This window comes from Bradyrhizobium sp. KB893862 SZCCT0404, assembly GCF_018130885.1.
GTDB lineage: Bacteria > Pseudomonadota > Alphaproteobacteria > Rhizobiales > Xanthobacteraceae > Bradyrhizobium > Bradyrhizobium stylosanthis.
Window position 1 is genome coordinate 714,028 of record NZ_JAFCLT010000001.1, and the last position, 23,640, is coordinate 737,667.

The 23,640-nt window shown below is 65.9% G+C and carries 27 protein-coding genes and 1 pseudogene; 16 read left to right on the plus strand and 12 right to left on the minus strand.

Features of this window, described 5'->3' with window-relative positions; translation table 11 throughout:
* Positions 1-39 precede the first annotated feature (39 nt).
* From JQ617_RS03570 to JQ617_RS03595, 6 genes are all read left to right on the plus strand, one after another.
* Entirely contained in the window at positions 40-687 is a 648-nt protein-coding gene (locus JQ617_RS03570; protein WP_212024454.1) for a response regulator transcription factor, read from the plus strand.
* A gap of 178 nt (positions 688-865) precedes the next feature.
* Entirely contained in the window at positions 866-1,267 is a 402-nt protein-coding gene (locus JQ617_RS03575) for a curlin subunit CsgB (RefSeq protein WP_212024456.1), read from the plus strand.
* 118 nt (positions 1,268-1,385) lie between these two features.
* Complete coding sequence (locus JQ617_RS03580) at positions 1,386-1,778, plus strand: curlin (RefSeq protein ID WP_212024458.1); 393 nt, start codon at positions 1,386-1,388, stop codon at positions 1,776-1,778.
* A gap of 26 nt (positions 1,779-1,804) precedes the next feature.
* On the plus strand, positions 1,805-2,227 hold the full coding sequence (locus JQ617_RS03585) for a curlin (protein ID WP_212024460.1): 423 nt from the start codon (positions 1,805-1,807) through the stop codon (positions 2,225-2,227).
* A 77-nt stretch (positions 2,228-2,304) separates the two neighbouring features.
* Positions 2,305-2,733 (plus strand): curlin, encoded by a 429-nt coding sequence (locus tag JQ617_RS03590; protein WP_283842033.1) that lies wholly within the window; start codon positions 2,305-2,307, stop codon positions 2,731-2,733.
* A 12-nt stretch (positions 2,734-2,745) separates the two neighbouring features.
* Positions 2,746-3,042, plus strand: coding sequence for a hypothetical protein (locus tag JQ617_RS03595; RefSeq protein ID WP_212024464.1), 297 nt, complete (start codon positions 2,746-2,748; stop codon positions 3,040-3,042).
* A gap of 48 nt (positions 3,043-3,090) precedes the next feature.
* Here the strand turns inward: JQ617_RS03595 and JQ617_RS03600 are convergent, their stop codons facing one another.
* Entirely contained in the window at positions 3,091-3,375 is a 285-nt protein-coding gene (locus JQ617_RS03600) for a hypothetical protein (RefSeq protein WP_212024466.1), read from the minus strand.
* A 279-nt stretch (positions 3,376-3,654) separates the two neighbouring features.
* On the opposite strand from JQ617_RS03600, the gene JQ617_RS03605 reads away from it, so the two are divergent.
* Positions 3,655-4,134, plus strand: coding sequence for a hypothetical protein (locus JQ617_RS03605; RefSeq protein ID WP_212024468.1), 480 nt, complete (start codon positions 3,655-3,657; stop codon positions 4,132-4,134).
* Between the two features lie 6 nt (positions 4,135-4,140).
* Here JQ617_RS03605 and JQ617_RS03610 read toward each other — a convergent pair whose 3' ends face one another.
* A complete protein-coding gene (locus JQ617_RS03610; protein WP_212024470.1) occupies positions 4,141-4,980 on the minus strand; it encodes a GNAT family N-acetyltransferase in 840 nt (279 codons plus the stop codon).
* 100 nt (positions 4,981-5,080) lie between these two features.
* On the opposite strand from JQ617_RS03610, the gene JQ617_RS03615 reads away from it, so the two are divergent.
* On the plus strand, positions 5,081-5,785 hold the full coding sequence (locus JQ617_RS03615; protein ID WP_212024472.1) for an SDR family oxidoreductase: 705 nt from the start codon (positions 5,081-5,083) through the stop codon (positions 5,783-5,785).
* A gap of 279 nt (positions 5,786-6,064) precedes the next feature.
* The gene (locus JQ617_RS03620) at positions 6,065-6,898 is read left to right on the plus strand and encodes an outer membrane protein (RefSeq protein ID WP_212024474.1); all 834 of its coding nucleotides are present in this window, start codon (positions 6,065-6,067) and stop codon (positions 6,896-6,898) included.
* Between the two features lie 70 nt (positions 6,899-6,968).
* Here JQ617_RS03620 and JQ617_RS03625 read toward each other — a convergent pair whose 3' ends face one another.
* The gene (locus JQ617_RS03625) at positions 6,969-8,024 is read right to left on the minus strand and encodes a serine hydrolase (RefSeq protein WP_212024476.1); all 1,056 of its coding nucleotides are present in this window, start codon (positions 8,022-8,024) and stop codon (positions 6,969-6,971) included.
* 375 nt (positions 8,025-8,399) lie between these two features.
* Here JQ617_RS03625 and JQ617_RS03630 point away from each other — a divergent pair, with 375 nt between their 5' ends.
* The 3 genes from JQ617_RS03630 to JQ617_RS03640 all read left to right on the plus strand — a co-directional run bounded on the left by JQ617_RS03630 (position 8,400) and on the right by JQ617_RS03640 (position 9,649).
* Entirely contained in the window at positions 8,400-8,783 is a 384-nt protein-coding gene (locus tag JQ617_RS03630) for an ArsR/SmtB family transcription factor (RefSeq protein WP_063682850.1), read from the plus strand.
* Positions 8,780-9,271, plus strand: a complete 492-nt coding sequence (locus JQ617_RS03635; RefSeq protein ID WP_212024478.1) for an SRPBCC family protein — start codon at positions 8,780-8,782, stop codon at positions 9,269-9,271. Before JQ617_RS03630 ends, JQ617_RS03635 begins: the two co-directional genes overlap by 4 nt.
* Positions 9,272-9,382: 111 nt before the next feature.
* Complete coding sequence (locus JQ617_RS03640; RefSeq protein ID WP_212025958.1) at positions 9,383-9,649, plus strand: hypothetical protein; 267 nt, start codon at positions 9,383-9,385, stop codon at positions 9,647-9,649.
* Positions 9,650-9,699: 50 nt separating this feature from the next.
* Here JQ617_RS03640 and JQ617_RS03645 read toward each other — a convergent pair.
* The 4 genes and pseudogenes from JQ617_RS03645 to JQ617_RS03660 all read right to left on the minus strand — a co-directional run bounded on the left by JQ617_RS03645 (position 9,700) and on the right by JQ617_RS03660 (position 14,065).
* Positions 9,700-10,926, minus strand: a pseudogene (locus JQ617_RS03645) (ABC transporter substrate-binding protein).
* 16 nt (positions 10,927-10,942) lie between these two features.
* Positions 10,943-11,929 carry a Bug family tripartite tricarboxylate transporter substrate binding protein gene (locus tag JQ617_RS03650; protein ID WP_212024480.1) on the minus strand — a complete coding sequence of 329 codons (987 nt, stop codon included), beginning with the start codon at positions 11,927-11,929 and terminating at the stop codon, positions 10,943-10,945.
* 50 nt (positions 11,930-11,979) lie between these two features.
* The gene (locus tag JQ617_RS03655) at positions 11,980-13,176 is read right to left on the minus strand and encodes a CaiB/BaiF CoA transferase family protein (RefSeq protein WP_212024482.1); all 1,197 of its coding nucleotides are present in this window, start codon (positions 13,174-13,176) and stop codon (positions 11,980-11,982) included.
* A 1-nt stretch (position 13,177) separates the two neighbouring features.
* Positions 13,178-14,065: an IclR family transcriptional regulator gene (locus JQ617_RS03660; RefSeq protein ID WP_212024484.1), complete on the minus strand. Its 888-nt coding sequence runs from the start codon at positions 14,063-14,065 to the stop codon at positions 13,178-13,180.
* A gap of 224 nt (positions 14,066-14,289) precedes the next feature.
* Between JQ617_RS03660 and JQ617_RS03665 the strand changes: the two genes are divergently transcribed.
* Complete coding sequence (locus tag JQ617_RS03665; RefSeq protein ID WP_145660213.1) at positions 14,290-15,132, plus strand: hypothetical protein; 843 nt, start codon at positions 14,290-14,292, stop codon at positions 15,130-15,132.
* A 4-nt stretch (positions 15,133-15,136) separates the two neighbouring features.
* Here the strand turns inward: JQ617_RS03665 and JQ617_RS03670 are convergent, their stop codons facing one another.
* Together JQ617_RS03670 and JQ617_RS03675 are read right to left on the minus strand one after the other, a co-directional pair.
* Positions 15,137-15,799, minus strand: a complete 663-nt coding sequence (locus tag JQ617_RS03670) for a response regulator (RefSeq protein WP_063682861.1) — start codon at positions 15,797-15,799, stop codon at positions 15,137-15,139.
* Positions 15,796-17,181: a sensor histidine kinase gene (locus JQ617_RS03675; protein WP_212024486.1), complete on the minus strand. Its 1,386-nt coding sequence runs from the start codon at positions 17,179-17,181 to the stop codon at positions 15,796-15,798. The genes JQ617_RS03670 and JQ617_RS03675 overlap by 4 nt, the downstream gene beginning before the upstream one ends.
* Positions 17,182-17,370: 189 nt before the next feature.
* On the opposite strand from JQ617_RS03675, the gene JQ617_RS03680 reads away from it, so the two are divergent.
* Positions 17,371-18,225 carry a DUF3280 domain-containing protein gene (locus JQ617_RS03680; protein ID WP_212024488.1) on the plus strand — a complete coding sequence of 285 codons (855 nt, stop codon included), beginning with the start codon at positions 17,371-17,373 and terminating at the stop codon, positions 18,223-18,225.
* A gap of 1 nt (position 18,226) precedes the next feature.
* Here the strand turns inward: JQ617_RS03680 and JQ617_RS03685 are convergent, their stop codons facing one another.
* From JQ617_RS03685 to JQ617_RS03695, 3 genes are read right to left on the minus strand one after another with little or no spacing between them, the layout of a single operon-like run.
* Positions 18,227-19,258, minus strand: a complete 1,032-nt coding sequence (locus JQ617_RS03685; protein ID WP_145660198.1) for an L-idonate 5-dehydrogenase — start codon at positions 19,256-19,258, stop codon at positions 18,227-18,229.
* 27 nt (positions 19,259-19,285) lie between these two features.
* Positions 19,286-20,053, minus strand: a complete 768-nt coding sequence (locus JQ617_RS03690) for a glucose 1-dehydrogenase (RefSeq protein WP_063682865.1) — start codon at positions 20,051-20,053, stop codon at positions 19,286-19,288.
* Between the two features lie 12 nt (positions 20,054-20,065).
* Positions 20,066-21,265: a mandelate racemase/muconate lactonizing enzyme family protein gene (locus JQ617_RS03695; RefSeq protein ID WP_212024490.1), complete on the minus strand. Its 1,200-nt coding sequence runs from the start codon at positions 21,263-21,265 to the stop codon at positions 20,066-20,068.
* Positions 21,266-21,443: 178 nt separating this feature from the next.
* On the opposite strand from JQ617_RS03695, the gene JQ617_RS03700 reads away from it, so the two are divergent.
* Both JQ617_RS03700 and JQ617_RS03705 read left to right on the plus strand, forming a co-directional pair.
* Positions 21,444-22,211: a GntR family transcriptional regulator gene (locus tag JQ617_RS03700; protein ID WP_063682867.1), complete on the plus strand. Its 768-nt coding sequence runs from the start codon at positions 21,444-21,446 to the stop codon at positions 22,209-22,211.
* A 25-nt stretch (positions 22,212-22,236) separates the two neighbouring features.
* Entirely contained in the window at positions 22,237-23,601 is a 1,365-nt protein-coding gene (locus tag JQ617_RS03705; RefSeq protein WP_212024492.1) for an MFS transporter, read from the plus strand.
* The last annotated feature ends 39 nt before the right edge of the window (positions 23,602-23,640 follow it).

Sequence of the window (23,640 nt, forward strand, 5' to 3'; positions counted from 1 at the left end):
TTTGCCGGTCCATCGAGCCCAAGCCGGGAGTTTGTTGAAATGAATTCAGGCCAGGCCACAGTCTATGTCGTCGACGACGAAATCCAGATTCGAAATGCGATTGGAAGCCTCTGCGAGGAGACCGGCCACCAGGTGAAGCTGTTCGCATCGACTGACGAGTTCCTCGCCGAGACTCTATCCGAGGGACCCTCGTGCCTCGTGCTCGACGTGCGCTTTCCCGGGACGTCGCCGACCGGTCTCGATCTGCAGCGCCGGCTCGTCGAGACCGGCGTGTTCATTCCGATCGTCTTCATCAGCGGCTACTCCGACGTCCGGGTTTCGGTCGAGGCGATGAAGCGCGGCGCGGTCGAGTTCCTGCCGAAGCCGTTCCGCGAGCAGGAGATCCTCGATGCGATCAGGCACGGCCTCGAGCGCGACCGCAGGCGGATCGAGCGCGAGGACACCGTCCGCGGCGCAAGACAGCGCGTCGAGATGCTGACGAGCCGCGAGCGCGAAATCATGATGCTGATGGCCGAGGGGCTCGTCGCCAAGCAGATTGCCGCAAGGCTCGGCGTGAGCGAGGTGACGGTGAAGGTGCATCGCGCCCGGATGATGCGAAAGCTGGAGCTGCGTTCGCCGATCGAGGTGGTGCGGCTGATCGACAGCATGGGGCGCGAGAGCGAAGCGCCGCGCGCCGGTGCGGGCTAGCCGCACATCGCGCGGCTCGCGCGCGCTCGAGCCGCGCAACGTCTAGTCGTTACCGACTAGCATGAACTGCAGTCTGTCGCGCGGCACATGATCGGTTCAGAGTATTCCCACGATGTCAGTCGCCTCCAGGACGGACATCCGAACCCAGTCAGACAACTTGGTCAGAAAGGAATACTCCATGCGCAAATTGTTTTTTGCTTCCGTTGCCGTGTTCGCCCTCTCGTCCGCCGCGCAGGCCGCCAACACCTCCACCACGGTGCAGGTCGGCGTCGTGAACGGCTCGAGCGTTTCGCAGCAGGGCCTCACCAATGACACTTCGTCGACCAGCCAGCTCGGCCTCGTCAACAGCGCGACCACGATGCAGGGCACCAGCTCCGCTTCGCTGAACAACGGCAGCACCGTGAACCAGATCGGCGTGCAGAACACGGCGACCACCGGCCAGGTAGCGTTCGGCAACAACGGCAGCTCGATCACCCAGAACTCGTTCGGGCCGCCCGCGCTGCAGAACAACGCGGCCAGCGTCGGCCAGCTCAGCGTGTTCGGCATCAACGGCAGCTCCGTCTCGCAGACGGCGCACTGACCCACGTCCCGTTCGGCCGGACGCACCCCCTTGGTGCGTCCGGGCCTTTCTCGAAAGCAGCGCAATCGGGCCAAACGACCCATCGCAATGGCTCGCTTATTGTCGCGGAGGAAATGACATGCGGATCACCTATTTTTTTGCGGCGGTCGCCGCGTTCGGCGCTCTGACGGCCGTCGATGCACAGGCCGGCAACTCGGCGAGCGTGCTGCAGTTCGGCACCACCAACAATTCCTTCATCTCGCAGAGCGGCTCCACCAGCAACAGCGCCACGACGTTGCAGTTCGGCGCGACCAATAATGCGACCACGGTGCAGACGGGATCGCTGTTCACCGTCAACACTTCGGTGATCGGGCAGGGCGGCACCACGCCGACGGCGTCCAACACCGCGCTGGCCGCCCAGGTCGGCGGCTCCAATTCGAGCCTGATCGGCCAGATCGGCGCCAACAACGCGGCCGGCGTCGGGCAGCTCGGAATCCTGAACGGCTCGACCATCCTGCAGCAGACGCCGTGAGCAATCCCGAAGCGGTGAGGCATGTCATGAAACCTCTCTCGAAACATCTGTTGGCAGTCGCGAGCGGCGCAGTGCTCGCGCTGTCGGCGGCCGGCGCCGGACCCGCCGGCGCCCAGACCGCCGACATCAAGACCATCGTGTCGGTCGGCGGACCGCCGGTCGTGCTGAACCAGAACAGCCAGCTCAACATGGCGGGCGTGTTCATGATCGGCGGTAGCACCAGCGCGACGGTGACGCAGAACGGCACCAACAATGCCACCGGCGTGCTGCAGTTCGGCGGGACGAATTCGGCGTCGGTCGGGCAGACCGGAACGAACAATTTCGTCTTCGTTGGCCAGACCGGCCAGGCCGCGACCAGCCTCGTGTCCCAGCTCGGCGCGATGAACAGTAGCGCGGTGATGCAATTCGGCCTGGTCAATAGTTCGACCGTCCACCAGACCGGACCGTAGATCGCGCGCGAACTCATCTGCGCCGGAACCAACGGGGAAGCGCGATGCGCTCTGGCAGGCAAATGTTGAAGCGGGTGATGGCTGCTGCGGCGGTGCTGGCCGCCATCGGCACCGCGACGCAGGCACAGGCGGGATCCGTCCAGCGCAGCGTGACGAACCGCAACGTGTCCATCGAGACGATCGTGCAGTTCGGCAACGACGTTCAGCCCGTCACGATCGAGGAGAACAGCCGGATCAACATCGCCCGGGTGATCCAGATCGGCGGGACGGGAACGGTCGACGCGACGATCATCCAGAACGGCACGCGCAACTATGTCAACGTGATCCAGGTCGGCGGCGCCACCAACGCCGCGGTCGGTCAGTCCGGTCTCAGCAACATCGCCGACATCACCCAGGTCGGCAATTCCACCAATGCGCTCCTGCTTCAGATCGGTGATATGAATACCGGAGCGGTGCGGCAATTCGGACGTTTCAATTGGCTGGCGATCTTCCAGTTCGGCCGATGATGGAGGTGTGACATGAAAGTGCTTCTGCTCGCATCCGGAATAGGACTCATGAGCGTGATCGCAGCCGCGCCGGCCGGCGCTGCCGACGGTCACACCACGGTGGTGCAGGACGAGAACGGCACGGCGTCGATCACGCAAAGCGGCGATCCGGCGCGGGCCGAGGTCAGGATCGAGAAGGAGCCCGGGCGCACGACGGTCTATCGCCGCAGCGGCGGAAACACCGCGATCGTGACGCAGGGCACCGGAAATGGCTCCGGAAATACTCAGGAGATGTTCGAGTGGCTGCGCAAGCAGTTCAGCGATCACTGACGCGCGAAGGCCCACCGTCCGGGCAAGGACGATGGGCCCCGGGGAACGTTACCAGCGATAGACCCCGGTGAGCGTGCCGTTGTTGTTGCCGTCCGGGCCGACATCGCCCTGCGTCGAGCTCGGTGCCGGATGGTTGCTGCCGTTGAGCGCGCCATACGGCGCCACGGCATCCGGATAGTAGGCGCGCGGCTGCACCGGTTCGTAATAGGCCGGCCCCGTGCGATTCCAGCCGACGCGCGGTCCGTCCCAGCCGTAGCCCTGCGCGGAGGCGGCCGTCGTGCCCGCGATCAGCGATGCCGCGACCAGGCCGAGGAGTTTCGACTTGTTCTGCATTTCAGGATGCTCCCTTGCTTCGTCGGGGCCAACGGATGCGATGGGGGAGCGTTCCGGCGCTATCCGGCCTGCGCGATCAACTCCGATCAACAGGAAATGAAGCGCCGCCGCAGGGAACGAAGTGCCTGAAAGGTGACGGGAATTCCGGGCGTTCTGCCGCACCCTGTTCCCCGTTAATCGCGTGCCTTAACCAACAATTAATTATACGTTTGCGGCTGGGCGACAGCCCGGCCTAGCGTGTGATGGGGAGCCGCGAAGCCAAACGAGTTGGTGCGTATCATGATGTCCAGATCCCGTCGCAGAGCCCTCTCATTCGGGGCGCTGTTCGCCTCATTCAGTGCAGCCGCGCTGCTGCTCAGCCCCAGCGACGGTTTCGCCAGATCCGCCGGCGCCGCGGCGCATGGCGTGGTGGGCGCTGCCGTACCGCCGGCCGCGGGCCGTCCGCCGATCGGGCCGGGCGCGCCGGGCGCGCGGTTCCATCATCGCCGCAACAATCCCTTTGTCTACTGGCCGGGCGGCGGCGGGTTCTTCTACGACGGCGCGACCTACAGCCAGCCCTTTGGCGATGTTGGACAGCCGCTCTCGAACGACGTGCGCTACACCTACAGCTACGACGTTCCCTGGGACTGGGCGCATCGTTTCCCGCCGAACGTGGTGCCGTCGGATCGGCCCTATGTGCCGAGCTGTCCGACGGAGCAGGTGACGGTGCCCGGCCGCGGCGGCGGCGAGCACACCGTCAACATCATGCGCTGCTACTGAATAGAGCTAGCCAAGCTCGAAGCTGGTCACGCCGAACACGCGGTCGATCCGCAGCGGCGGGATCGGCCCCGTGTACATCCGCGCCGTCTCGAACACCGGCTTGAGGCCGAGGCCTTCCGCGAGCGCGATGGCCTGGTGATTGACCGCGGGGACATCGAGGAAGATCTCGCCGCCATCGACACTTGCCAGCAAGGCCTGCACGACCGTCTCCGCCGCCGCGCGGTCGTCGGCGACGAGCGGGCCGATCTTGCATCCGGTCCGGCAGGGGCGGATCACGCCCCACGCGGCAAGCTTGCCGTCACGCATGAGCGCGCGGCCGGCGTGGCCCTTTGTCCCGATCCAGGCGTGCAGGAAAGCGCTTCGTCTGGCCGGGAAGACCGTGGCATCGTCCGCTTCCACAAGTCCGAACGGGACAGTCTCGAGCGCGACGACACCGGCCGGCGGCTTTGGTGCGGCGACGGTGCCGCCATAGCGGATGTTGGCATAGGCAAGCTGGAAGCCGGACTTTTTGTAGTTGTCCTGCTGGGCCACGACACCGTCGAGCCCGATCACGCGTGCGCCCGCATGCGCGATCGCTGCGTTCCAGATGCGCAGGCCGTGGCCGGCGCCGCGAAAATTCTCGCGCACGATGTAGAAGCCGAGGAAGGCGAAACGGTCGTCGTAATTGACGCAGGAGACGGTCGCGACCGGCTCGCCGTCGATCTCGCCGAGGAAGAAGCCTTGCGCATCGGGAATTGCAAAGCAGGCAGCGTCGGACCGGCCGGGATTCCAGCCCTCCGCCGCGGCCCAGTCGACGGCAAGGGAGATCTCTTCCGGGCGCAGGTTGCGGATGTGCAATTCGCTCATGATGGATGCCTTCGGCGGTGGACCTGCCGGCAGGTCCGGCGGTAGAAGCGCCCATGATAGGCCGGGCCTGCGGCTCGCCTCAACTCAAGGGATGTTGGTCATGGCAGCAGAGAAGGTCGCACTCGTCACCGCCGGCGGCAGCGGCATGGGGGCAGGGGCTGCGCGGCGGCTCGCGGCAGACGGTTTTCGCGTCGCGATCCTGTCGTCCTCCGGCAAGGGCGAGGCGCTGGCGGCCGAGCTCGGCGGCCTCGGCGTCACCGGCTCCAACAAGTCGAACGACGATTTGAAGCGCCTGGTCGACGGCGCGCTGGCGAAGTGGGGACGCATCGACGTGCTCGTCAACAGCGCCGGACACGGGCCGCGCGCGCCGATCACGGAGATCACCGACGAGCAGTGGCACACCGGTCTCGACACCTATCTGCTCAACGTCATCCGTCCGACCCGGCTGGTGACGCCGGTGATGGCGGCGCAGAAGGGCGGAACCATCATCAACATCTCGACCGCCTGGGCGTTCGAGCCGAGCGCGATGTTCCCGACCTCCGCGGTGTTCCGCGCCGGGCTCGCTGCCTTCACGAAGATCTTCACCGACACCCATGCGGCCGAGAACATCCGCATGAACAACGTGCTGCCGGGCTGGATCGACAGCCTGCCGCAGACCGACGCGCGCCGCGACAGCGTGCCGCTGCAGCGCTACGGCAAGGTCGAGGAGATCGCGGCGACGATCTCGTTCCTGGCATCCGACGGTGCCGCCTACATCACCGGTCAGAACATCCGGGTCGACGGCGGACTGACGCGCTCGGTCTGACGCCGCGCGCGGATTCGCCTCGCTGTTCTCGCGCACCTTGTCGTGGCGCGACGCCGACTTGCATCGCGCGCCTCTGCGGCGCGCGCGATGCGTGGCGCTCGGGCCACACTCGTCACAAGTCTTGCGCGATAAGTCACAGACTACGTCACAGTCCATACGATCTGCGCGGCAAACCGAGACGCGTGGACGGTGCATCTCCTATTCCCAGTCCGGCGCCGGATGGCTTCCGCCCGCGCGCATTCGAAACGCGAGATCAATCGCGTGGGCAAGGAGACTGGAATGAAGAAGATTTTGCTGGCGGTTGCATCGCTTGTGCTGGGCACCGCATCCGTGCAGGCCGCCGACCTTGCGGCGCAGTACACCAAGGCGCCCGTGATGGCAGCGGCCTATAACTGGACCGGCTTCTATGTCGGCGGCAACATCGGTGGGCAGTGGGGCAGCGCCGATCCCGCCACCTCGACGGTGTTCTCGCCGACAGGCTATTTTGCCGCCAGCAGCGTTCCCGCCATTGCCGCCGTCGGCGCGCAGGGCGTCAACAGCTCCAGCGTGACCGGCGGCTTCACCGCCGGCTACAACTGGCAGGTCAACCATGCCGTGCTCGGCCTCGAAGGCGACATCAACTATTTCGGCTTCAAGGGCAGTGCGAGCGGTTCGGCGCTCTATCCGTGCTGCGCGCCGACCGGCTTTACGGTGTCCTCGTCGGTCTCGGCCGATTGGCTCGCCACCATCCGCGGCCGCATCGGCTTCCTCGCGGCTCCGACCTGGCTGCTCTACGCCACGGGCGGTGCGGCGATTGCCGAGGTGAAGGGCAATTTCAACTTCACCGATACGTTCGCGGCCGCGACGGAATCGGCGGCGATCCGCGATACGCGTGTCGGTTGGACCGCGGGCGTCGGCACCGAATATGCGTTCGGCGGCGGCTGGTCGCTGAAGGCCGAATATCTCTACGTCGATCTCGGACGCGCCAGCACGACCAGCACGAACCTTGCGGCCTTCGTGCCGGCCGTCGCATTCCCGAGCAACGTCTACACCCACTCGGTCGATCTCAAGTCGAACATCGTCCGCGTCGGCGTGAACTACAAGTTCGGCGGACCCGTCGTCGCCAGGTACTGAGCTTCATCCCGTTCCGGATCTGGCGTCGAAAGCCCCGGCTCTGCCGGGGCTTTCTGTTTTGCGGGGCGGCTCAGTGCGAGGCCATGAGGCGCGCCAGCGCAGGCAGGATCTTGTAGCGCGCGATCTCGTGCGGATATTCGCCGCGATTGGCGAGCAGCACGATGCCGATCCGCCGCGCCGGCACGAGGCCAAGATAGCCGGAGGTGTTGTTGAGCCCGCCGGGCTTGTCGACGACGGTGACGCTGGGCAGGCGCACGGTCTCCCAGGCCATGCCCTGTCCGAATTTCTCGTCGACGCGCAACGTCTCGCGCTGCGTCATCCGCAGCGCCTCGCGCAGATGCGGATCGAGCGAGCGGCCGTCGACGCTGGCCCCAACGAAGGTTGCAAGGTCCCGCGCAGACGAGAACATCTGGCCGGTGCCGGGGAAATCGAAATAGCTCTGCTGGTTTCCGGGGGCACCGATCGCCATGCCCTGATCCGAATAGCCCTGGACCACGCGCTGCATCCAGGCTGCATCCATGACGGCACGATTGTCCTCGCCGCGCTCGGGCAGGGAGGTCGCGGTCATGCCGAGTGGCCCAAGGACACGCTGTTCGAGCAGCGTCGCGATCGGCGTGCGGTAGCAGTTTTCGAGCACGAGCTGGAGCAGCACGTAGCCGGCGTGGCTGTAGATGCGCTGTTTGCCGGGCGCGATGTCTGCGGGCGGTGTCCAGGCGTTGAGCATCCCGATGAACTGCGCCCGCGAGAACTGCTCGTTCGGCCATGGCGGATGATCGGTCGGCAGCAGCAGCCCCGACGTGTGGTTGACGAGTTCCCCGACCGTGATGCGGCGGACGTAGTCGCCGCCAAGCTCGGGAAGGTATTTTTGCAGGCGGTCGTCGAGCCTGAGCTCGCCGCGAAGCGTGCCGAGCGCGACCAGCGTCGCCTCGAACGGCTTGCGCAGCGAGCCGAGGTTGAACAGCGTATCCGGTGTCACCGGCCGTCGCGTGCCGTCGTCGGCAAAGCCATAATTGAAGAACTCGACATGGCGGCCGGCATAGAGCGCGGCGGCAAGGCCGCCCGGATGATCCGGCGTCGCGGTCGGCGCGAGCTCGGCGGCGACGATATCGCGCATCTGCGCGATCATATCGGAATCCGCCGACGCGTGGCGTGGCCGCAGCGCGATCGCAAACGGGATGAGCCCGGCCCAGGCGAAGCTTCGCCTGCTGATCGATGATGAGGTGACAACAGGCGGCACGTTGCTGATGAATGATGCTTGTACGCCCCCGCTATCTCTTAGCGGGGAAGGCGCGAGGTCCCAATTCACGATTCCGCGTTGTGGGTTCCGCGGGGGCGGGCCTGTAGCCCGGATGGAGCGCAGCGTAATCCGGGACCGCTGTCGCGTGTGGCGAGAACCCCGGATTGCGCTGCGCTCCATCCGGGCTACGGTGCCACAAATTATGACTTAGCCAATCGGCTAACAATTGTTGACGTCCGTCATCGAGCCTGTATAGTTAGCTTCATGGCTAACCAACAAACCCTCGATCAGGTCTTCGCAGCGCTCGCCGATCCCACGCGGCGGGCCATCGTGATGCGGCTGTGCGCCGGCGAAGCCTCGGTCGGCGAGCTTGCCGATCCCTTCGACATGGCGCTGCCGAGCTTCATGAAGCACATCCACGTGCTGGAGCTGAGCGGCCTCGTTCAGTCGGAAAAATCCGGCCGCGTGCGGACCTGCCGGCTCAGCCCGGACGCGCTCGTCGGCGCAGAGGATTGGTTCCAGCAGCAGCGCGCGATCTGGGAGGCGCGGCTCGACCGGTTCGAGGCCTATGTGATGCAACTGAAGAAGGAGAGGGCGGCCGCCAAGCGGCCGTCGCGTACAACCAAAAAGAAAGGTTCCGAGTCATGAATTATTCTGCCAACCCCGCTCTGTCGCAATGGTCGCTCGACCGCGAGATCGTGATGTCGCGCGTGATCGACGCGCCGCGCGAGCTGGTGTTCGAGGCGTGGTCCGATCCGAAGCACCTGCCGCAATGGTTCGGTCCGAAAGGTTTCAAGCTCGAGACCTTCGAGATCGACGTGCGGGTCGGCGGCGTCTGGCGCTTCAACATGATCGGCCCGGACGGCACGGTCTATCCGAACCGGATGCGCTTCCGCCGCATCGAGCGGCCGTCGCTGCTGGAGATGGATCACGGCACCGACCAGGACGTCGATCCCAACATGTTTCGCTTCACCGTCACCTTCGCCGAGCAAAGCAACGGCAAGACCGTGCTGATGATGCGGCAGCTGGCCTCGAGCACCGAGCAGCGCGACGGCATGATCGGCTTCGGTGCCGTCGAATACGGCTACCAGACGCTGGACAAGCTCGCGGCCTATGTCGCGGGGGTGAAACGCTAGGCGGACGTCGTCGTTCCGGGACGATGCCTGGCATCGTCCCGGAACGAACGGATCGATCGGCAGGCCCCTCGCAGCCGCAGGAACCATATCGGTCCTGCGGCTTTGCCGATCATGACCCACATTATCTTCAGTGACTACCGCAACGCGGCCGCCGCGCAGGCTTACGAGATCGCCTGGGACTTCCTCACGCGGACCGGCGCTGTCCGCGATGACTACGAGGCTTGCGTGTTCCTGGCCCAGCGCGTTGCCGCAATGGTCGACGAGGGTCAGAGCAACCGCATCCGCATGGCCAATCGCGCCATCTCCGAATATCAGCGCTTTGTCGCGGAAACCGATGACCTCATCCGCACCGGAGGTCGTCGCAGTAGCAGGCTTTGAGGGCCGCATCGGATGCGGCTCGGGATCGGTCGGGCCGTCTCGCCGGCAACCTACTCCTTTGCGTCGTCGGTCACGACGCCGCCGATCTTCTGCCAGCGCTGACCGTCGAACTGCACCATCTGAAACTGCTTGTTGACGCGGTAATCGGTCGGCGTGGTCGTGACCGAAATGCCCGGCAGGGTCAGGTCGAGCTCGATGTTCCTGAGATTGGCGGCCTGACGCATCACGTTCTCGCGGGTGAGGTCGTCGCCGCATTGCTTCAGCACCTGCACGAGAAGCTGTGCGGTGATGTAGCCATAGACGTTCAGGTTCGAGTCCTTGTCGCCGTCGGGGTAGTACTTCGCCATGAAGGCCAGATAGCGCTTCATGCCGGGATCGTCCGTCCATTCGGGATCGGCGGAGTCCTTGACATAGCCGACGCTGACGACGCCCTTGGCGTTGTCGAGCCCGGCCGGCTTCAGCACGGCGCTGACCGAGGAGGCGTTGATGTCGATGATGTGCAGCGGCTTCCAGCCGATCTCGGCGACCTTCTTGATCGCCTGCGCCGCCTGCTTCGGCGTCGTGGCACTGAACAGTACATCGGCGCCGGCGTCCCTCAGCCGCAGGATCTGGGAGTCGATGGTCGGTTCAGTGATCTCGTAGGACGTCTCGGCCACCACCATCTTCGCCTTGTCGCCGAGACCGGCCTTGAGACCGGCGAGGTAATCCTTGCCGAGGTCGTCGTTCTGGTAGAGCACGCCGATCCTGGCGTTCGGATGATTCTTCAGAAGGTATTGCGCGTAGATCCGGCCCTCGACGAGGTAGGACGGGTTGAAGCCCATGGTCCATGGAAAGTTCTTGGGATCGGTGAAGCGTGCCGCGCCGGTCGCGGCGAAGAGCTGCGGGACTTTCCTGGCATTGAGATATTTCTGCACGGCGACGTTCGGCGCGGTGCCGATGATCTGGAACGTCAGCAGCACCTCGTCGCTTTCGACCAGCCTGCGGGTCTGCTCGACCGTCTTCGGCGGCGAATAGGCGTCGTCATACTGGATCAACGCGACCTTGCGGCCGTTCACGCCGCCCTAGTCGTTGATCATCCTCATATAGGCGGCCTGGGTCTTGCCGATCACCGCGTAGGCCGAGGCCGGACCGCTGAGCGGCACGGTCTGGCCGACCTTGATCTCGGCGTCGGAGGCGCCGGGATCGTACTTCTTCTGCGCCTGTGCGGGTGCAACGAGCAGCGCGAGGGCGACCGCCGCGCCCGCGGCGCGCTTGAGACAATCCTTCGTCATGTGCATGTCCTGTGCGTGAGGCTCATTCGCCCTTGAGACCGGCCTCGCGGATCAGCGCGGTCCATTTGCTGGTTTCGGTGTCGATGAACTGGCCGAACTCGGCGGCGGTGCCGGCGCGCACTTCCAGGCCCTGGGCTGTCAGCTTGTCCTTGATCGCGGGCTCGGCGAGCGCGCGGAGCACTTCGGCCTGAAGCTTGTCGACGATCGCGCGCGGCGTCGTCGATGGCGCCATGAAGCCGTACCAGCCGGCAGCAGCCACGTTGGGAAAGCCCTGCTCGCGCAGGGTCGGCGCTTGCGGGTAGAGCGCGCTGCGCTCGGGAGAGGCGACGCCGAGCACGATGAACTTGCCGCTCTGGATATAGGGCAGTGCGGTCGGCAGCGCCGTCAGCGTCGCATCGACGCGGCCGGCGAGCAGCTCGGTGTAGGATGCCGCATCGCCCCGGAACGGAATGTTGAGACCCTTGACGCCCGCATCCCTGAACAGCAGCTCGCCGGCAAGATGCGGCTGCGAGCCGGCGCCGGGCGAGGCGAAGGTCAGCCCGTCCGGCTTCGACTTGCCGTAGGCGACCAGCTCGGGGAGCGTCTTGAACGGCGCGTCCGCGCTGATGATCAGGAACAAGGGCGCGATCACCGCCATGGCGACCGGCTGGAGGTCCTTCCGCTCGTAGGTCAGCTTGCCGAACAGTGCTTCGGCCGTGGCGTAGGGCGCGGCGACATAGAGGAGGGTGTAGCCGTCGCCCGGCGCATGCGCGACGGTGTCGTTGGCGATGCGGGTGCCGGCGCCGGGCTTGTTCTCGACGATGAACTGCTGACGCAAATTGCGGCCGAACTCCTCGGCGAGAAGACGCAGCGAGATGTCGTTGGAGCCTCCGGGCCCGTAAGGCGAGATCAGCCGCACCAGGCGCGAGGGCCAGGCGTCCTCGGCGGTGGCGCTCGAGCCCGGGCAGGCGATAAGGCCGCCGGCGATCGTGCCGAACACGGTCCGGCGTGTGACCTTGAACGATGCCACTGTGTTGTCCTCCCTTTTGTTTTTGTTGTTTCGCTATTGTCGTTTCGACGTCAGATCACCTTCCGTTGGGTGAGCTGTTCGATTTGCTGCTCGGAGAGACCGAGCCAATCGCGGTAGACCTCGCGATTGTCCTGGCCGACATCGCCGGCGGCGTTGCGCATTCGGGTGGGATCGACGGTGAAGCGCGGAACGGCGTTGGTCATCGCGACGGTGCCGAAATCCCGATCGGGCACGCGCGTGATCACCTCGCGTGCCTTCACCTGCGGATCGCTCGCGATCTGGTCGATCGCATAGATCGGCGCGAGCGTGCCCTCGGCGGCGTTGAATTTCGCAAGGACCTCGTCGAGCGGATGCGCGGCGCACCACGCGGCGAAGATGTCGTTGAGCTCGGAGGCGTGCTTGACGCGCCGGTCATTCGTGGCGAAGCGGGGATCGTCGATGAGGTCGGGCCGTCCGATCGCCCGGCAGTTCGCGGCGTAGAGCGCGTTGGTCGATCCCGCGAGCGTCACCCAGTGACCGTCGCTGGTGCGAAACACGGCGGCCGGAGCCGAATAGCCGTTGGCGTTGCCGATGCGGCCGCGGACGACGCCGAGCTGGTCGTGCTCGATGGCGAGGACGTCGAGCAGGCGGAAATTGGCCTCGGTGAGGGCGAGATCGATTTCCTCGCCGGGAGCATCGGGGTCGCGCGCCCGCTTCCACAGCGCGGCGAGCACACCGACGGCGCCGAACAGGCCGCCAATCGAGTCCCCGATCGGATATCCGGGATGGGTCGGCTCGCCCGCGCTCTCGCCGGTGATGTAGGTGAGGCCGCCCATGGCCTCGAAGATGCGGGCAAAGCCGGGGCGCTCGCGGTAGGGCCCATCCTGCCCGAACGCGGTGGCGCGCAGGATGACGAGGCGCGGCTGGATCGACCACAGCACTTCCTTGGACAAGCCCCAGCGGTCGAGCGTTGCCGGACGGAAATTCTCGATCAGCACGTCGAAGCGTGGAAGCAGCCGCTTGAACAGGGCAAGCCCGTCCGGCGTGCGCAAATCGAGGGTGGCGAACTTCTTGTTGCGGTTGGCGGCCTTCCACCACAGCGGCTTGCCGTCCTTGAACGGCGGAAACGAGCGCACGCCGTCGCCAGTCCCGGGCATCTCGATCTTGAGGACATCGGCGCCGTAGTCGGCGAGCAGCGTTGCAGCGAACGGCGCGGCGATGATCGTCGCGATGTCGAGAACCTTCAATCCCTCGAGCGGCCCAGCCATGTCATTTCCTTGCGCCTATGATCTTCTTCTGTTTTTGCGGCGCCGTCTGGGAGGCGGCCGTCTGCTTGACGATGGCGCGGATGCTGTCGGCGAGTGCCGCGATGCGCGGGCCGATCTCGCTCTCCAACTGTCCCGGCTGGAGCCGGAACGCGGGGATGCCGCAATTGATCGAGAAGGATTGCCGACTTTCGCTCATGTGAAACAGCGGCGCGGCGACGGCGTGGATCGAGGCCATGTACTCGCCCCAGCAGGTGCAGAAGCCGCGGCCGGCGCATTGCGTAAGGCCGGCGCGGTAGCTGTCGCGAAACGCCGCCCAGAGCTCGGCATCCTCGCTTGCGATGCGTTGCTCGAGCATCGTTGCGTCGGATGCGGACAGGGTCGCAGCCGCGGCACGGCCCATCGCCGTCAGCACGACCGGAATGGGCATGCCGATGTCGGGGACGTGCGGGCCGACGTCGCCCGAGCGTGCGGTCTCGACATAGATCATCGAGGTGCCGTCGAGCAGGCCGATCGAGACGGTGCCGCGCACGCTCTGCGCCAGTTCCTGCATCATCGGGCGCGCGATCTGGCGGAACTGCATGTCGGCGAGCAGCGGATGGGCCATGCGCAGGGCCCGCGCGCCGACGCGATATTTGGCGCGCGCGGAATCGTAACGGAGATAGCCGAGCTCGGCGAGCGTGTGCGTCAGCCGCGCCACCGTCGGACGCGGGATGCCTGTCAGCCGCGACAGCTCCAGATTGCCGAGCAGCGTCGACCCGGCCTTGAACGCCTCGAGCACCACGAGACCTTTGGCCAGCGTGGTCGCGAAGGCGGCGTCATCGGCGCTCGAAGCGAGCGTCGCGGCTGCGGAAGGAAGGGTGTGAGTGGGTTTGGCCGCGGTTCGATCCATGCGGCTTTCATGGACCTTGCGCAATCAGCTGTCCAATAGATTCGCTATTTTACGCTAAAGTGTCCATTATACGGACATCAATGCGCGTCAGATTGCGCGCTCCGCCCTGGGAAAAAATGCCCAGAGAGCACTGCTGCACACAGATTTTTGTCGTGATTCCGTAGCTTCCTGTGACAGGATTATTACGAAGACGTGTCACGTCGATTACAGCGGAGCGATTCATCATGTTGCAGTGGCAGGCGCGGTCAAATCCCCTCGCGTGGTGGTGGGGGTCCCTGACGCTTGTCAGTGCGGCCAACATTCTCGTCTGGTTCATGCTGTACCGCGAGTTCTACCCGACGGTCGCGGGCAGCATCAGCGGCGGCTCCGACATCGGGCTGATGCTGCTGCTCTGCGCCGGCTATGTGTTCGGCTGTGCCTTCCGCTCGGTGCTGCCGCGCGCCGACGTGCAGCGCATCTGTCTGTTCGACACCTGGCTGTCGAGCGTCGTGGTCGGCCGCACCGTTGCAACCGTGGCCGAGCTCTGCTTCGTCGCGCAATGGGCGATCATCCTGCATCAGCTCGGTCGCATGACGGGGGCGGAAACCGCGGTGAACATCGCGCTCGTGATCGTGCCCATCATCATCATCGCGGAGTGCTTCTCCTGGTACGCGGTGGTGACGACGAACTTCCTTTTCAACGCGATCGAGAACTCGCTGTGGGCGGTGACCTTCTTCCTCGCCGGCATCGCGCTGTGCCGCCTGATGCCGGAATTCCAGGGGCCGGTGCGCTGGGCGATGATCGCGGGCATCATCGGCATCGCCTGCTTCCTCGCCTTCCTCGTCACCGTCGACGTTCCCATGTATCTCAGCCGCTGGCGGGCAGGGCATGCCGAGGGCAACAAATTCCTCGGCCTGCTCGAAGGCCTGCATGACGTCTCGACGCGCTGGGTGGTGACCCACGACATCGCGCACTGGAAGGGCGAGCTGACCTGGATGTTCCTGTATTTCAGCGCGGCGGTGTGGTCGAGCCTCGCGCTCTGCGCGCTCTACGCCATGGAAGGCTATCTGACGCGCTACCTGGCCTGAGCGATCACGCCTCGCCGAGATCCACCTGCGTCAGCAATCCCTGGCGCAGCGCGAGGCGCACCAGCTCGATGTCGGAGCCGACGCCCAGCTTGTCCTTGATCAGCGAGTGCAGGTTCGCCACCGTCTTCGGGCTGACATGCAGCGTCTCGGCGATCTCGTCGGTCGTCCTCTCGGCGAGCAGCAGCCGCATCACCTCGAACTCGCGCGGGGTGAGCACGTCGGCCGCCGAGCTCTCGCCGGCGAGCCGGCTCATTGCAAGCTCGTGGTCGATGTCGGGGCTGATGGCGATCTTGCCGGCGAGCACGTCCATCACCGCGCGCACCAGCGTCTCGGGCGGGCTGGTCTTGGTGACGTAGCCGCGCGCGCCGGCGCGGATCGCCTGCACGGCAAAGCCGGCATTCTGGTGCATGGTGAAGACCAGGATCTTCGCGCCCTTGTCCCATTGCCTGATGCGTCTGACGGCCTCGATGCCGCCGATGCCGGGCATGCTGAGGTCCATGACCACGAGGTCGGGCGCCTCGGATTTGAACAGGCGATAGGCTTCGGTGCCGTCGGCGGCTTCCGCGATCACGCGAAGGCCCGGCTGTTTCTCGAGCACCGAACGATAGCCCTCGCGGACGACGGAATGGTCGTCAACCAGCAGGATGGTGGCATCGCCCGCGCTCATGCCGCGTGATCCAGCATCGGCCGGTCGGCGGCTTCGAGCGGGATGACGACGCGCAGCGCCGAGCCGCCGTTCGGTCCGGCCTCGAAGCTCAGCCGGCCGCGCAGCGCCGCGACGCGCTCGCGCATGCCGAGCAGGCCCATGCCGGATTTCGCAGCGGGATCGTTCGAGCGTCCGTCATCGTCGACCGCAAGTGCGATCTCGCCGGGGCGCATCGTCAGTTCCAGGCTGACCTTGGAGGCGTCGGCGTGCTTGGCGGCGTTGGTGAGCGCTTCCTGCACGATGCGGTAGAGGTTGGCGCTGATCGCGGCCGGCAGGGTCTCGACGGCGCCCTCGAAGCGGATCGAGAAGCGCGTCTGGCCGCGGCTGCGCCCGTTCCAGCCCGCGACGAGGCCTTCGAGGCTGGCGACGAGCCCGAGCTCCTCGACATCGGGCGGCCGCAGCCGGAACAGCGCACCGCGCAGCGTCTCCATCATGCCGGTCGCGGTCCGCGAAATGCCGTCGCATTCGGACAGCAGGGAAGGGCAGTCCTGCGCCGCGGTCTGGCGGGCGGATGCGGCAAGCGCGCGGATGGCGGCGAGCGACTGGCCGAACTCGTCGTGCAGCTCGCGGGCAAGATGGCGCCGCTCCTCGTCCTGCAGCGCGATCAGCTTCCGCGTCAGCTCGTTGCGCTCGGCCAGGGCGGTGTCGAGGCTCTGGGCGAGATGGTTGAAGACGTCGCGGATGGCGGAGAGCTCGGCGAGGTCGAACGGCGGCAGCCGCGTGGTCAGGTCATTGGCGGCGATGCGCTCGAGACCGGTCCGGATCATGCGGGTCGGGCGCAGCGCGCGCGCCAGCGCCGCGTAGACCAGCACGCAGAGCAGCGGCAGGGCGATGGCAAGCGCCAGCATCAGGCGGCCGGCCTCGTGCCAGGCCTCGGCGGTCTGCACGGCCGGATCGACCGAGACCACGGTCTCGCCGAGCCTGGTGCCGCGCACGATCACGGGCCGCGCCGCCTCGCGGCCGGGGTCGAACAGGCTGCGGTAGAAGGCGGCGAAGACCTGCGGGGGCGGGTTGGACGGGATCGGCGCGCCGCTGCAGAAGCGCTGCAGGATGTCGCCGGCAGGTCCCCGGAAGGCCAGGCAGAGGCCGGGCGTCATCACATAGGCCGAGACCGGGTCGAGGTTGGGAAAGTCCGAGCGCGGGTTCGCCACCCACTGCACCTTGCCCTGCTGCAGCTCCAGCGATTTCGCCACGATGGCGGCGATGCTGTCGCTGCGCGCATGCGCGGCGCGGTCGGCCTCGAGCAGGAAATAGGCGGAGATCGCGGCGAAGCATGCGGCCAGGATGGCGGCCACGCGCAACGTCAGACGGACCTTGAGATCGAACCTCGGACGGTTCCACATCGGCAGGCACCTGATGCGAACGGAATTGTCGCCTCCGCATTAAACGGCAGAACGCAAGCGGCGGGAAGGCTGGGCGTTACCGCAGTGCAATGTCGTGAAATTTTCCCGGTGCTCGCCGGGACGGGCGCTGCTGCGCGGCGCCAGGACCGCCGTCCAGACTGTCGCGCCGCTCCATCGCACGAGGCCCGCATGCGCCGTATCGCTCTGATCCTCTCCGCCCTTCTATTTGTTCTCCCGGCAAGCCAGTCGCCGGCCGGTGCCGAGGCCATCGGCGTTGCCATGGACGATTTCAGCTATACCGACACATCGGCCGAGCCGGCCAACCAGACCGCGGCGCACGAGCGGCGGCTTCAGGCGTTCATGGCGGCGCTCAGGCGGGATGTCAGTGCGGATGGCCGGTACCGGCTCGCATCGGCCCAGGACGGCGCGGCGTTCAAGGTCATCGGCGGCATCCAGAAGACGAGCACGCTGGTGCAATGGGCCAAGGTCGCGGTGATCGACGTCGGCGCCAAGAAGCTGGTGATGGACAAGCTCTACACCTTCCGCGGCGACAATGATGAATCATGGGAGCGGGCCGAGATGTTCGTGTCCCGCGAGGTGATGGCCGCGCTCAGCACGCCCGCACCGGTCGCGCTGGCGGTGTTCGATTTCGAGCTGGAGGACACGACTGCCGCATCGGCGGGGGCATCAGCCGCCTCGGATGCGTCCTACCTTGCCGAAGTCACCGCCGGCGTGCGGGAGGAGCTAAGCCGGTCCGGCCGCTACCGCATCGTCGATGTCGGCGGCGAGGTGAAGGCGCGCGCCTTGCGCGACTGCGGCGGCTGCGAGGCCGCGATCGCGCAAAAGCTCGGCGCGGACCAGTCGTTGATCGGCGTGGTGCGGCGGGTCAGCCGCACCGAATACACGCTGGGCTTCCAGGTCCGCGACACCAGGACCGGCGCGGTGCTGGCGCGTGGCGACAGCGGCCTGCGCATGGGCGCAGACTATTCGTGGAAACGCGGGGCGGTCCGGCTCGTGAGCGAAAAGCTGGTCACGAGCCAGTAGTTCAGAACGTCAGCTGCACCTTCATCGACTGCGAGCGGTCGCTGGCGAGCTCGAAGGCGGCGACCGCGTTCTCGAACGGCATGGTCGCCGTGATCAGCGGCTTCACGTCGATCAGGCCTTCGCCCATCAGCCGCACCGCAAGCTCGAACTCGGGATCGAAGCGGAAGGTGCCGCGGAGCTGCAATTCCTTGGCGACGATGGCGTTGATCGGCAGCGTCATGTCGCCGCCGAGGCCGAGCTGTACCAGCGTCGCGCCGGGACGGAGCACGTCGAGCGCGGCGCGCAGCGCCGCCTGGTTGCCGGAAGCCTCGAACAGCGTGTCGAACACGCCCTTGCCGGCGCGCCAGGGATCGAGGGCGGTGGCGTTGGCGGCGACATTGATCGCGTGCGTGGCGCCGAGCTTCTTTGCGACCGCGAGCGGCGCATCGGCGACATCGGTGACGACGATCTCGGACGCACCGCCGAAGCGCGACACCAGAATCATCAGCGCGCCGATCGGGCCGCAGCCGGTGATCAGCACGCGCTTGCCGAGGAGGGGGCCGGCCTGCTTGCCGGCGTGCAGGCACACCGCGAGCGGCTCGGCGACCGCGGCCTCCGCCAGCGAGAGCTTGTCGGAGATCGGCACGGCCTGCGTCGCATCGACCGTGATGAATTCGCGGAACCCGCCCTGCACATGGGGAAAGCGCATCGCGCTGCCGAGGAAGCGCATGTCGAGGCACTGGTTGCGCATGCCTTCCTGGCAATGCAGGCATTGGCCGCACGGCTTGCTCGGATTGACCGCGACGCGCGTGCCAGCCTTCACGCTGGTGACGCCGTCGCCGACCGCCGCGACGACGCCGGCGATCTCGTGCCCCAGCGCCATCGGTTGCTGGATGCGCACGACGCCGAAGCCGCCGTGATGGTAATAATGCAGGTCGGAGCCGCAGATGCCGCCATTGGCGATCTTGACGCGGACCTCGCCCGGGCCGGGCGCCGGATCCGGATAGCTGTCGATCCGCAGGTCTTTCGGGGCGTGGATGACGACGGCGCGCATGGCCTGCTCCTTCGTTGTCTTCTCAGGTCACATCGCGGCGATCATGCCGCCGTCGACATAGATGATCTGGCCGTTGACGTAGGTGGACGCATCGGAGGCGAGGAAGATCGCCGCGCCCACGAGCTCGTCCGGCTTGCCCCAGCGCTTGGAGGGAATGCGGCCCATCAGCCAGTTGTTGAAGTCGGGGTTGTTGACCAGCGCCTCGTTCATGTCGGTCAGCATGTAGCCGGGGCCGATCGCATTGGCCTGGATGCCGTGCTGCGCCCATTCCACCGCCATCGAGCGGGTCAGGTTCTTGATGCCGCCCTTGGCCGCCGTGTAGGGCGCGATGGTGGGGCGGGCGAGCTCGCTGCCGAGCGAGCCGATATTGATGATCTTGCCGCGCTTGCGCGGGATCATGCGCTTGCCGGCCTCGCGGCCGATCACGAAGGCGCTGGTGAGATCGGTCTCGATCACCTTGCGCCATTCGTCGGTGGTGAACTCCGCCAGCGGCTTGCGGTGCTGGATGCCGGCATTGTTGACGAGGATGTCGACCGCAAGCCCCTCGCGGTCGAAGCGCTCGAAGGCGGCGACGATGGCGGGCTCGTCGGTGACGTTGAACGCCGCGCCCTCGGCCTGATGCCCGGCGGCGCGAAACTCGGCGACGGCCTGCTCGACGCGCTTGGGATCGACGCCGTTGATGATGATCTTGGCGCCGGCCTTGGCCATGCCCTCGGCAATGGCGCGGCCGAGTCCGCGGGAGGAGCCGGTCACCAGCGCGGTGCGGCCGGAGAGATCGAAGAGGGAGGTGCTCATCCTAGGAAATCCTCAGACGTTGGAGCGGCGCACGGTGAGATCGGTGCGGTCGAAGACGGCGGGCAGCAGGTCGACGCCGAGGCCGGGCCCTTCCATCGGGAAGACATAGCCGTCCTTGATCGTGGGCATCGTCGTGACGAGCTCATTGTACCAGCCCTTGTAGAAAGCGCGCACCGATTCCTGGATCAGCGTGTTGGGCTGGCTGAAGGACATGTGGATGGCGGCGATGAAGCCGATCGGGCCGATGCAGTCATGCGGTGCGAAGGGCCGGTGATAGGTCTCGGCCATTGCCGCGATCTTGCGGCCTTCCGTGAGACCGCCGGTCCAGCACAGATCCGCCATCACCACGTGCATGGCATCGCGGTCGAGCATGTCCTTGTAGGGGAAGCGCGAGCCCAGCGTCTCGCTGGCGCAGACCCAGACGTCGGTCGAGCGGGCGTATTCGGCCAGCGCCTGCGGCGAGTTCATGCGGATCGGGTCTTCGTACCAGGTCGGCTTGTAGGGCTCGAGCGCGCGCGCGATCTGCTTGGCGGTCGGCAGATTCCACAGCGAGTGGAGCTCGACCATGATCTCCATCTTGTCGCCGACAGCCTTGCGGATTTTTTCGAACGGCTCGATCGCCTGCTTCATCTGCGCGGCGGTGATGTAGAGGCCCTTGTTTTCCTGCGCGGCGGGGTCGAACGGCCAGATCTTCATCGCTGAGATGCCGCTTTCCAGCAGGCTTTCGGCGAGCGCGTCGGCGCGGTTCATGAAGCCGTCGAGGTCCTCATAGGGACCCTTGTTGGCGCCGAGATTCCAGTTCGCGACCGGGCTGATATTGGTCGAGCGCACATACTGCGTGCCGGCGCAGGTGTTGTAGATGCGCTGCTTGTCGCGGCAGAGGCCGCCGAGCATCTGATGCACGGGCTGGCCGCAGACCTTGCCGAACAAATCCCACAGCGCGATGTCGATCGCGGACGCCGCGCGATATTCGACGCCGGTGGAGGACTGCGCCATCGGCAGGTTCAGCATGTCGCGATGGATCGCTTCGATGTGCAGCGGATTGCGGCCGAGCAGGCGGCCGGCAAAGGTGTCGTGGATCTGCGCCTCGACGGCGCCCGCGCCATAGAAGGTCTCGCCGAGACCGATCACGCCCGCGTCGGTGTGGACGCGCACCCAGATGACGTTGGAGAATTCCTCGGTACGCAGCGTCTCGATCGACGTGATCTTCACGGCCATTATCCTCCCATCGCACGGCGCCTCGCGCCGACTTCTCATTTCGCAGTGCAGCATGCTGCATGTCGTGCGGAAGTCTTACGCCTGCTTGTAATATATCACAACATGTTTTAAGGGTGCCACAAACAAGGCGCCGCGGAACAACGAGAGCGCGAACCTGACGGGAGTGAACGACATGGCACGGCGCAAGCGCGCGCTCGAGGTGGTGCGAAACGACGACGACGGCGAGGGCAGGCCCTCCCGGCGTAACCGGCTCAACTTCTTCGAGCTGGCCTACCAGAAGATCGAAGAGCTCCTTGTTCATTGCGAGCTCAAGCCCGGACAATTCATGACGATGCTGGAGTTGCAGCAGATCACCGGCTTCGGGCGCACACCGGTGCATCACGCCGTCAATCGTCTGTCCGCAGATACGCTCATCATCATTCGTCCGCGCCACGGCCTGCACATCGCGCCGATCGACCTCGCGCGCGAGCGCATGCTGCTGGGCCTGCGCCGCGACATGGAGCGTTTCGTCATTCGCCTTGCGGCCGATCGCGCCAGCCTCTCGCATCGCAATCAGGCGCTGCACATCGAGCGGCTGCTGCGCGAGCGCCGCGCCAGCCTGACGCTGGACGAATTCAACAGCATCGACCGCCGCATCGACGCACTGGTGCTCGAGGCGGCCGGCGAGCCGTTCCTGATCCATACGCTGCGGCCGTTGCACACGCTGTACCGGCGCATCGGCTACATCCATCACCGCTTCATGCCGGGGCAGGCCGACCTCTCCGGCACGATCGATCATCATCTCGCCATTCTCGCCGCCGTGGCGGGCCGCCGCGTCGAAGAGGCGGTGAAGGCCAGCGACGCGCTGATCGACTACATGGGCGAGATGTTCACGGGCATGGAGGCGGGGATCGACCCGCGCCTGCTCGATTGCAGTATCGAGCCGCTGCTCGGCGCGTAAGAGTTTCGAAGAGAGGACCAAGAGAATGTCAACGATGGCAATGCCACAACCGACCGCGAGCGAAGCCGCGGTCCGCTATCTCATCACGAACTACAGTCCCAAGGGCAACAAGGTCGGCTGGCTGATGATGGCCTCGATCCTGGTCGAGGCCTGGGACCTCTATTCGATCGCCTTCGTGCTGATCTTCATCAAGGAGCAGTACAATCCTTCTGCACTGATGCTCGGCCTTGCTGCGGCAGGCACGCAGGGCGGCGCGCTCATTGGCGCGCTGCTCGGCGGCTGGCTGTCCGACAAGATCGGCCGCCGCGTCATGTTCCTGACCACGATGGTGATGTTCATCGTGCTGGCGCTGGCGCAGGCCTTCGTGCCCGATATCACCTGGCTGATCGTGATCCGCTTCCTGCTCGGCATTCCGCTCGGCTCTGATATCTCGACCGGCTACACCTACATCATGGAATCCATGGCCAAGGGTGAGCGCGAGGTCATGGGCAACCGCTGGCAGTTCATGTTCGCGGTCGGCGAGGTGCTGACTATCGGCGTCATCGTCATCTTCCTGCTGATCGACATGCAGCACGAGATGCTGTGGCGCGTGACGCTCGGCCTCGGCGCCGTACCGGCACTGATTATCCTGATCATGCGCCATGACGTGCCGGAGACGGCGGTGTGGCTGGTGCAGAAGGGGCGCTATCGCGAGGCCAAGCAGGTCGCGCGCGAGATGTTCAACGACAATCTCGACATGCTGCCGGACCACGACGTGGAGATGCCGAAGGTCTCGACCCGCGACTTCCTCGCCGACCTCAGGAAGGACCCGATCCGCTGGCGCGCCACGCTGTACGGCTGGATCGCCTGTTTCGTGCAGGCCAGCGAATTCTCGACCTTCGCATTCTACCTGCCGGTCCTCTTCGTCATGGTCGGCGTGTCGAGCGTGCTCGGCATCAACCTGGTGACGATGGCGCTGTTCTCCTTCGCCGCCCTGTCGGGTTGGGTCGGGCCGCTGCTGACGCCGAAGATCGGCCACCGCGGCATCTCGATCGCGGGCTTCGCGATCGTGCTGGCCGCGTTGCTGGTCGCAGCCTTCGCGCTCTACACCGACAACAAGATCCTGCTGCCGTTCGCGGCGGCTGCGATGCTGTGGGGCCATTATTGGGACGCGTCGAACTGCATGACGATCCCGACCATGGTCGCCAGGCCGAAATATCGCGGCACGGCCAGCGGCTTCGCCTACATGTTCGTGAAGCTGCCGTCGTTCCTGGCGATCTTCCTGTTCCCGACGGTGTTCGCCGCGATCGGGCAGGCGAACGCCACGCTGATGGTCGCGATCTTCCCGCTGATCGGATTGCTCGCCGCAATCTTTATCCTGCCGGAAGTCTACGGCTACGAGAACGACTAGAGCATGATCCGGAAAAGTGCGAAGCGGTTTTCCGACAAG

What these genes read in the sequence shown, in the direction of transcription:
- JQ617_RS03680 (WP_212024488.1), top strand. Translation starts at nt 17,371, where the DNA reads ATGCGCCGTATCGCTCTGATCCTCTCCGCCCTTCTATTTGTTCTCCCG.
- JQ617_RS03665 (WP_145660213.1), top strand. Translation starts at nt 14,290, where the DNA reads ATGTTGCAGTGGCAGGCGCGGTCAAATCCCCTCGCGTGGTGGTGGGGG.
- JQ617_RS03595 (WP_212024464.1), top strand. Translation starts at nt 2,746, where the DNA reads ATGAAAGTGCTTCTGCTCGCATCCGGAATAGGACTCATGAGCGTGATC.
- JQ617_RS03630 (WP_063682850.1), top strand. Translation starts at nt 8,400, where the DNA reads ATGGCTAACCAACAAACCCTCGATCAGGTCTTCGCAGCGCTCGCCGAT.
- JQ617_RS03690 (WP_063682865.1), bottom strand. Translation starts at nt 20,053, where the DNA reads ATGAGCACCTCCCTCTTCGATCTCTCCGGCCGCACCGCGCTGGTGACC.
- JQ617_RS03615 (WP_212024472.1), top strand. Translation starts at nt 5,081, where the DNA reads ATGGCAGCAGAGAAGGTCGCACTCGTCACCGCCGGCGGCAGCGGCATG.
- JQ617_RS03605 (WP_212024468.1), top strand. Translation starts at nt 3,655, where the DNA reads ATGATGTCCAGATCCCGTCGCAGAGCCCTCTCATTCGGGGCGCTGTTC.
- JQ617_RS03610 (WP_212024470.1), bottom strand. Translation starts at nt 4,980, where the DNA reads ATGAGCGAATTGCACATCCGCAACCTGCGCCCGGAAGAGATCTCCCTT.
- JQ617_RS03600 (WP_212024466.1), bottom strand. Translation starts at nt 3,375, where the DNA reads ATGCAGAACAAGTCGAAACTCCTCGGCCTGGTCGCGGCATCGCTGATC.
- JQ617_RS03640 (WP_212025958.1), top strand. Translation starts at nt 9,383, where the DNA reads ATGACCCACATTATCTTCAGTGACTACCGCAACGCGGCCGCCGCGCAG.
- JQ617_RS03575 (WP_212024456.1), top strand. Translation starts at nt 866, where the DNA reads ATGCGCAAATTGTTTTTTGCTTCCGTTGCCGTGTTCGCCCTCTCGTCC.
- JQ617_RS03590 (WP_283842033.1), top strand. Translation starts at nt 2,305, where the DNA reads ATGGCTGCTGCGGCGGTGCTGGCCGCCATCGGCACCGCGACGCAGGCA.
- JQ617_RS03675 (WP_212024486.1), bottom strand. Translation starts at nt 17,181, where the DNA reads ATGTGGAACCGTCCGAGGTTCGATCTCAAGGTCCGTCTGACGTTGCGC.
- JQ617_RS03635 (WP_212024478.1), top strand. Translation starts at nt 8,780, where the DNA reads ATGAATTATTCTGCCAACCCCGCTCTGTCGCAATGGTCGCTCGACCGC.
- JQ617_RS03660 (WP_212024484.1), bottom strand. Translation starts at nt 14,065, where the DNA reads ATGGATCGAACCGCGGCCAAACCCACTCACACCCTTCCTTCCGCAGCC.
- JQ617_RS03570 (WP_212024454.1), top strand. Translation starts at nt 40, where the DNA reads ATGAATTCAGGCCAGGCCACAGTCTATGTCGTCGACGACGAAATCCAG.
- JQ617_RS03620 (WP_212024474.1), top strand. Translation starts at nt 6,065, where the DNA reads ATGAAGAAGATTTTGCTGGCGGTTGCATCGCTTGTGCTGGGCACCGCA.
- JQ617_RS03625 (WP_212024476.1), bottom strand. Translation starts at nt 8,024, where the DNA reads ATGATCGCGCAGATGCGCGATATCGTCGCCGCCGAGCTCGCGCCGACC.
- JQ617_RS03700 (WP_063682867.1), top strand. Translation starts at nt 21,444, where the DNA reads ATGGCACGGCGCAAGCGCGCGCTCGAGGTGGTGCGAAACGACGACGAC.
- JQ617_RS03705 (WP_212024492.1), top strand. Translation starts at nt 22,237, where the DNA reads ATGTCAACGATGGCAATGCCACAACCGACCGCGAGCGAAGCCGCGGTC.
- JQ617_RS03585 (WP_212024460.1), top strand. Translation starts at nt 1,805, where the DNA reads ATGAAACCTCTCTCGAAACATCTGTTGGCAGTCGCGAGCGGCGCAGTG.
- JQ617_RS03670 (WP_063682861.1), bottom strand. Translation starts at nt 15,799, where the DNA reads ATGAGCGCGGGCGATGCCACCATCCTGCTGGTTGACGACCATTCCGTC.
- JQ617_RS03580 (WP_212024458.1), top strand. Translation starts at nt 1,386, where the DNA reads ATGCGGATCACCTATTTTTTTGCGGCGGTCGCCGCGTTCGGCGCTCTG.
- JQ617_RS03655 (WP_212024482.1), bottom strand. Translation starts at nt 13,176, where the DNA reads ATGGCTGGGCCGCTCGAGGGATTGAAGGTTCTCGACATCGCGACGATC.
- JQ617_RS03685 (WP_145660198.1), bottom strand. Translation starts at nt 19,258, where the DNA reads ATGCGCGCCGTCGTCATCCACGCCCCGAAAGACCTGCGGATCGACAGC.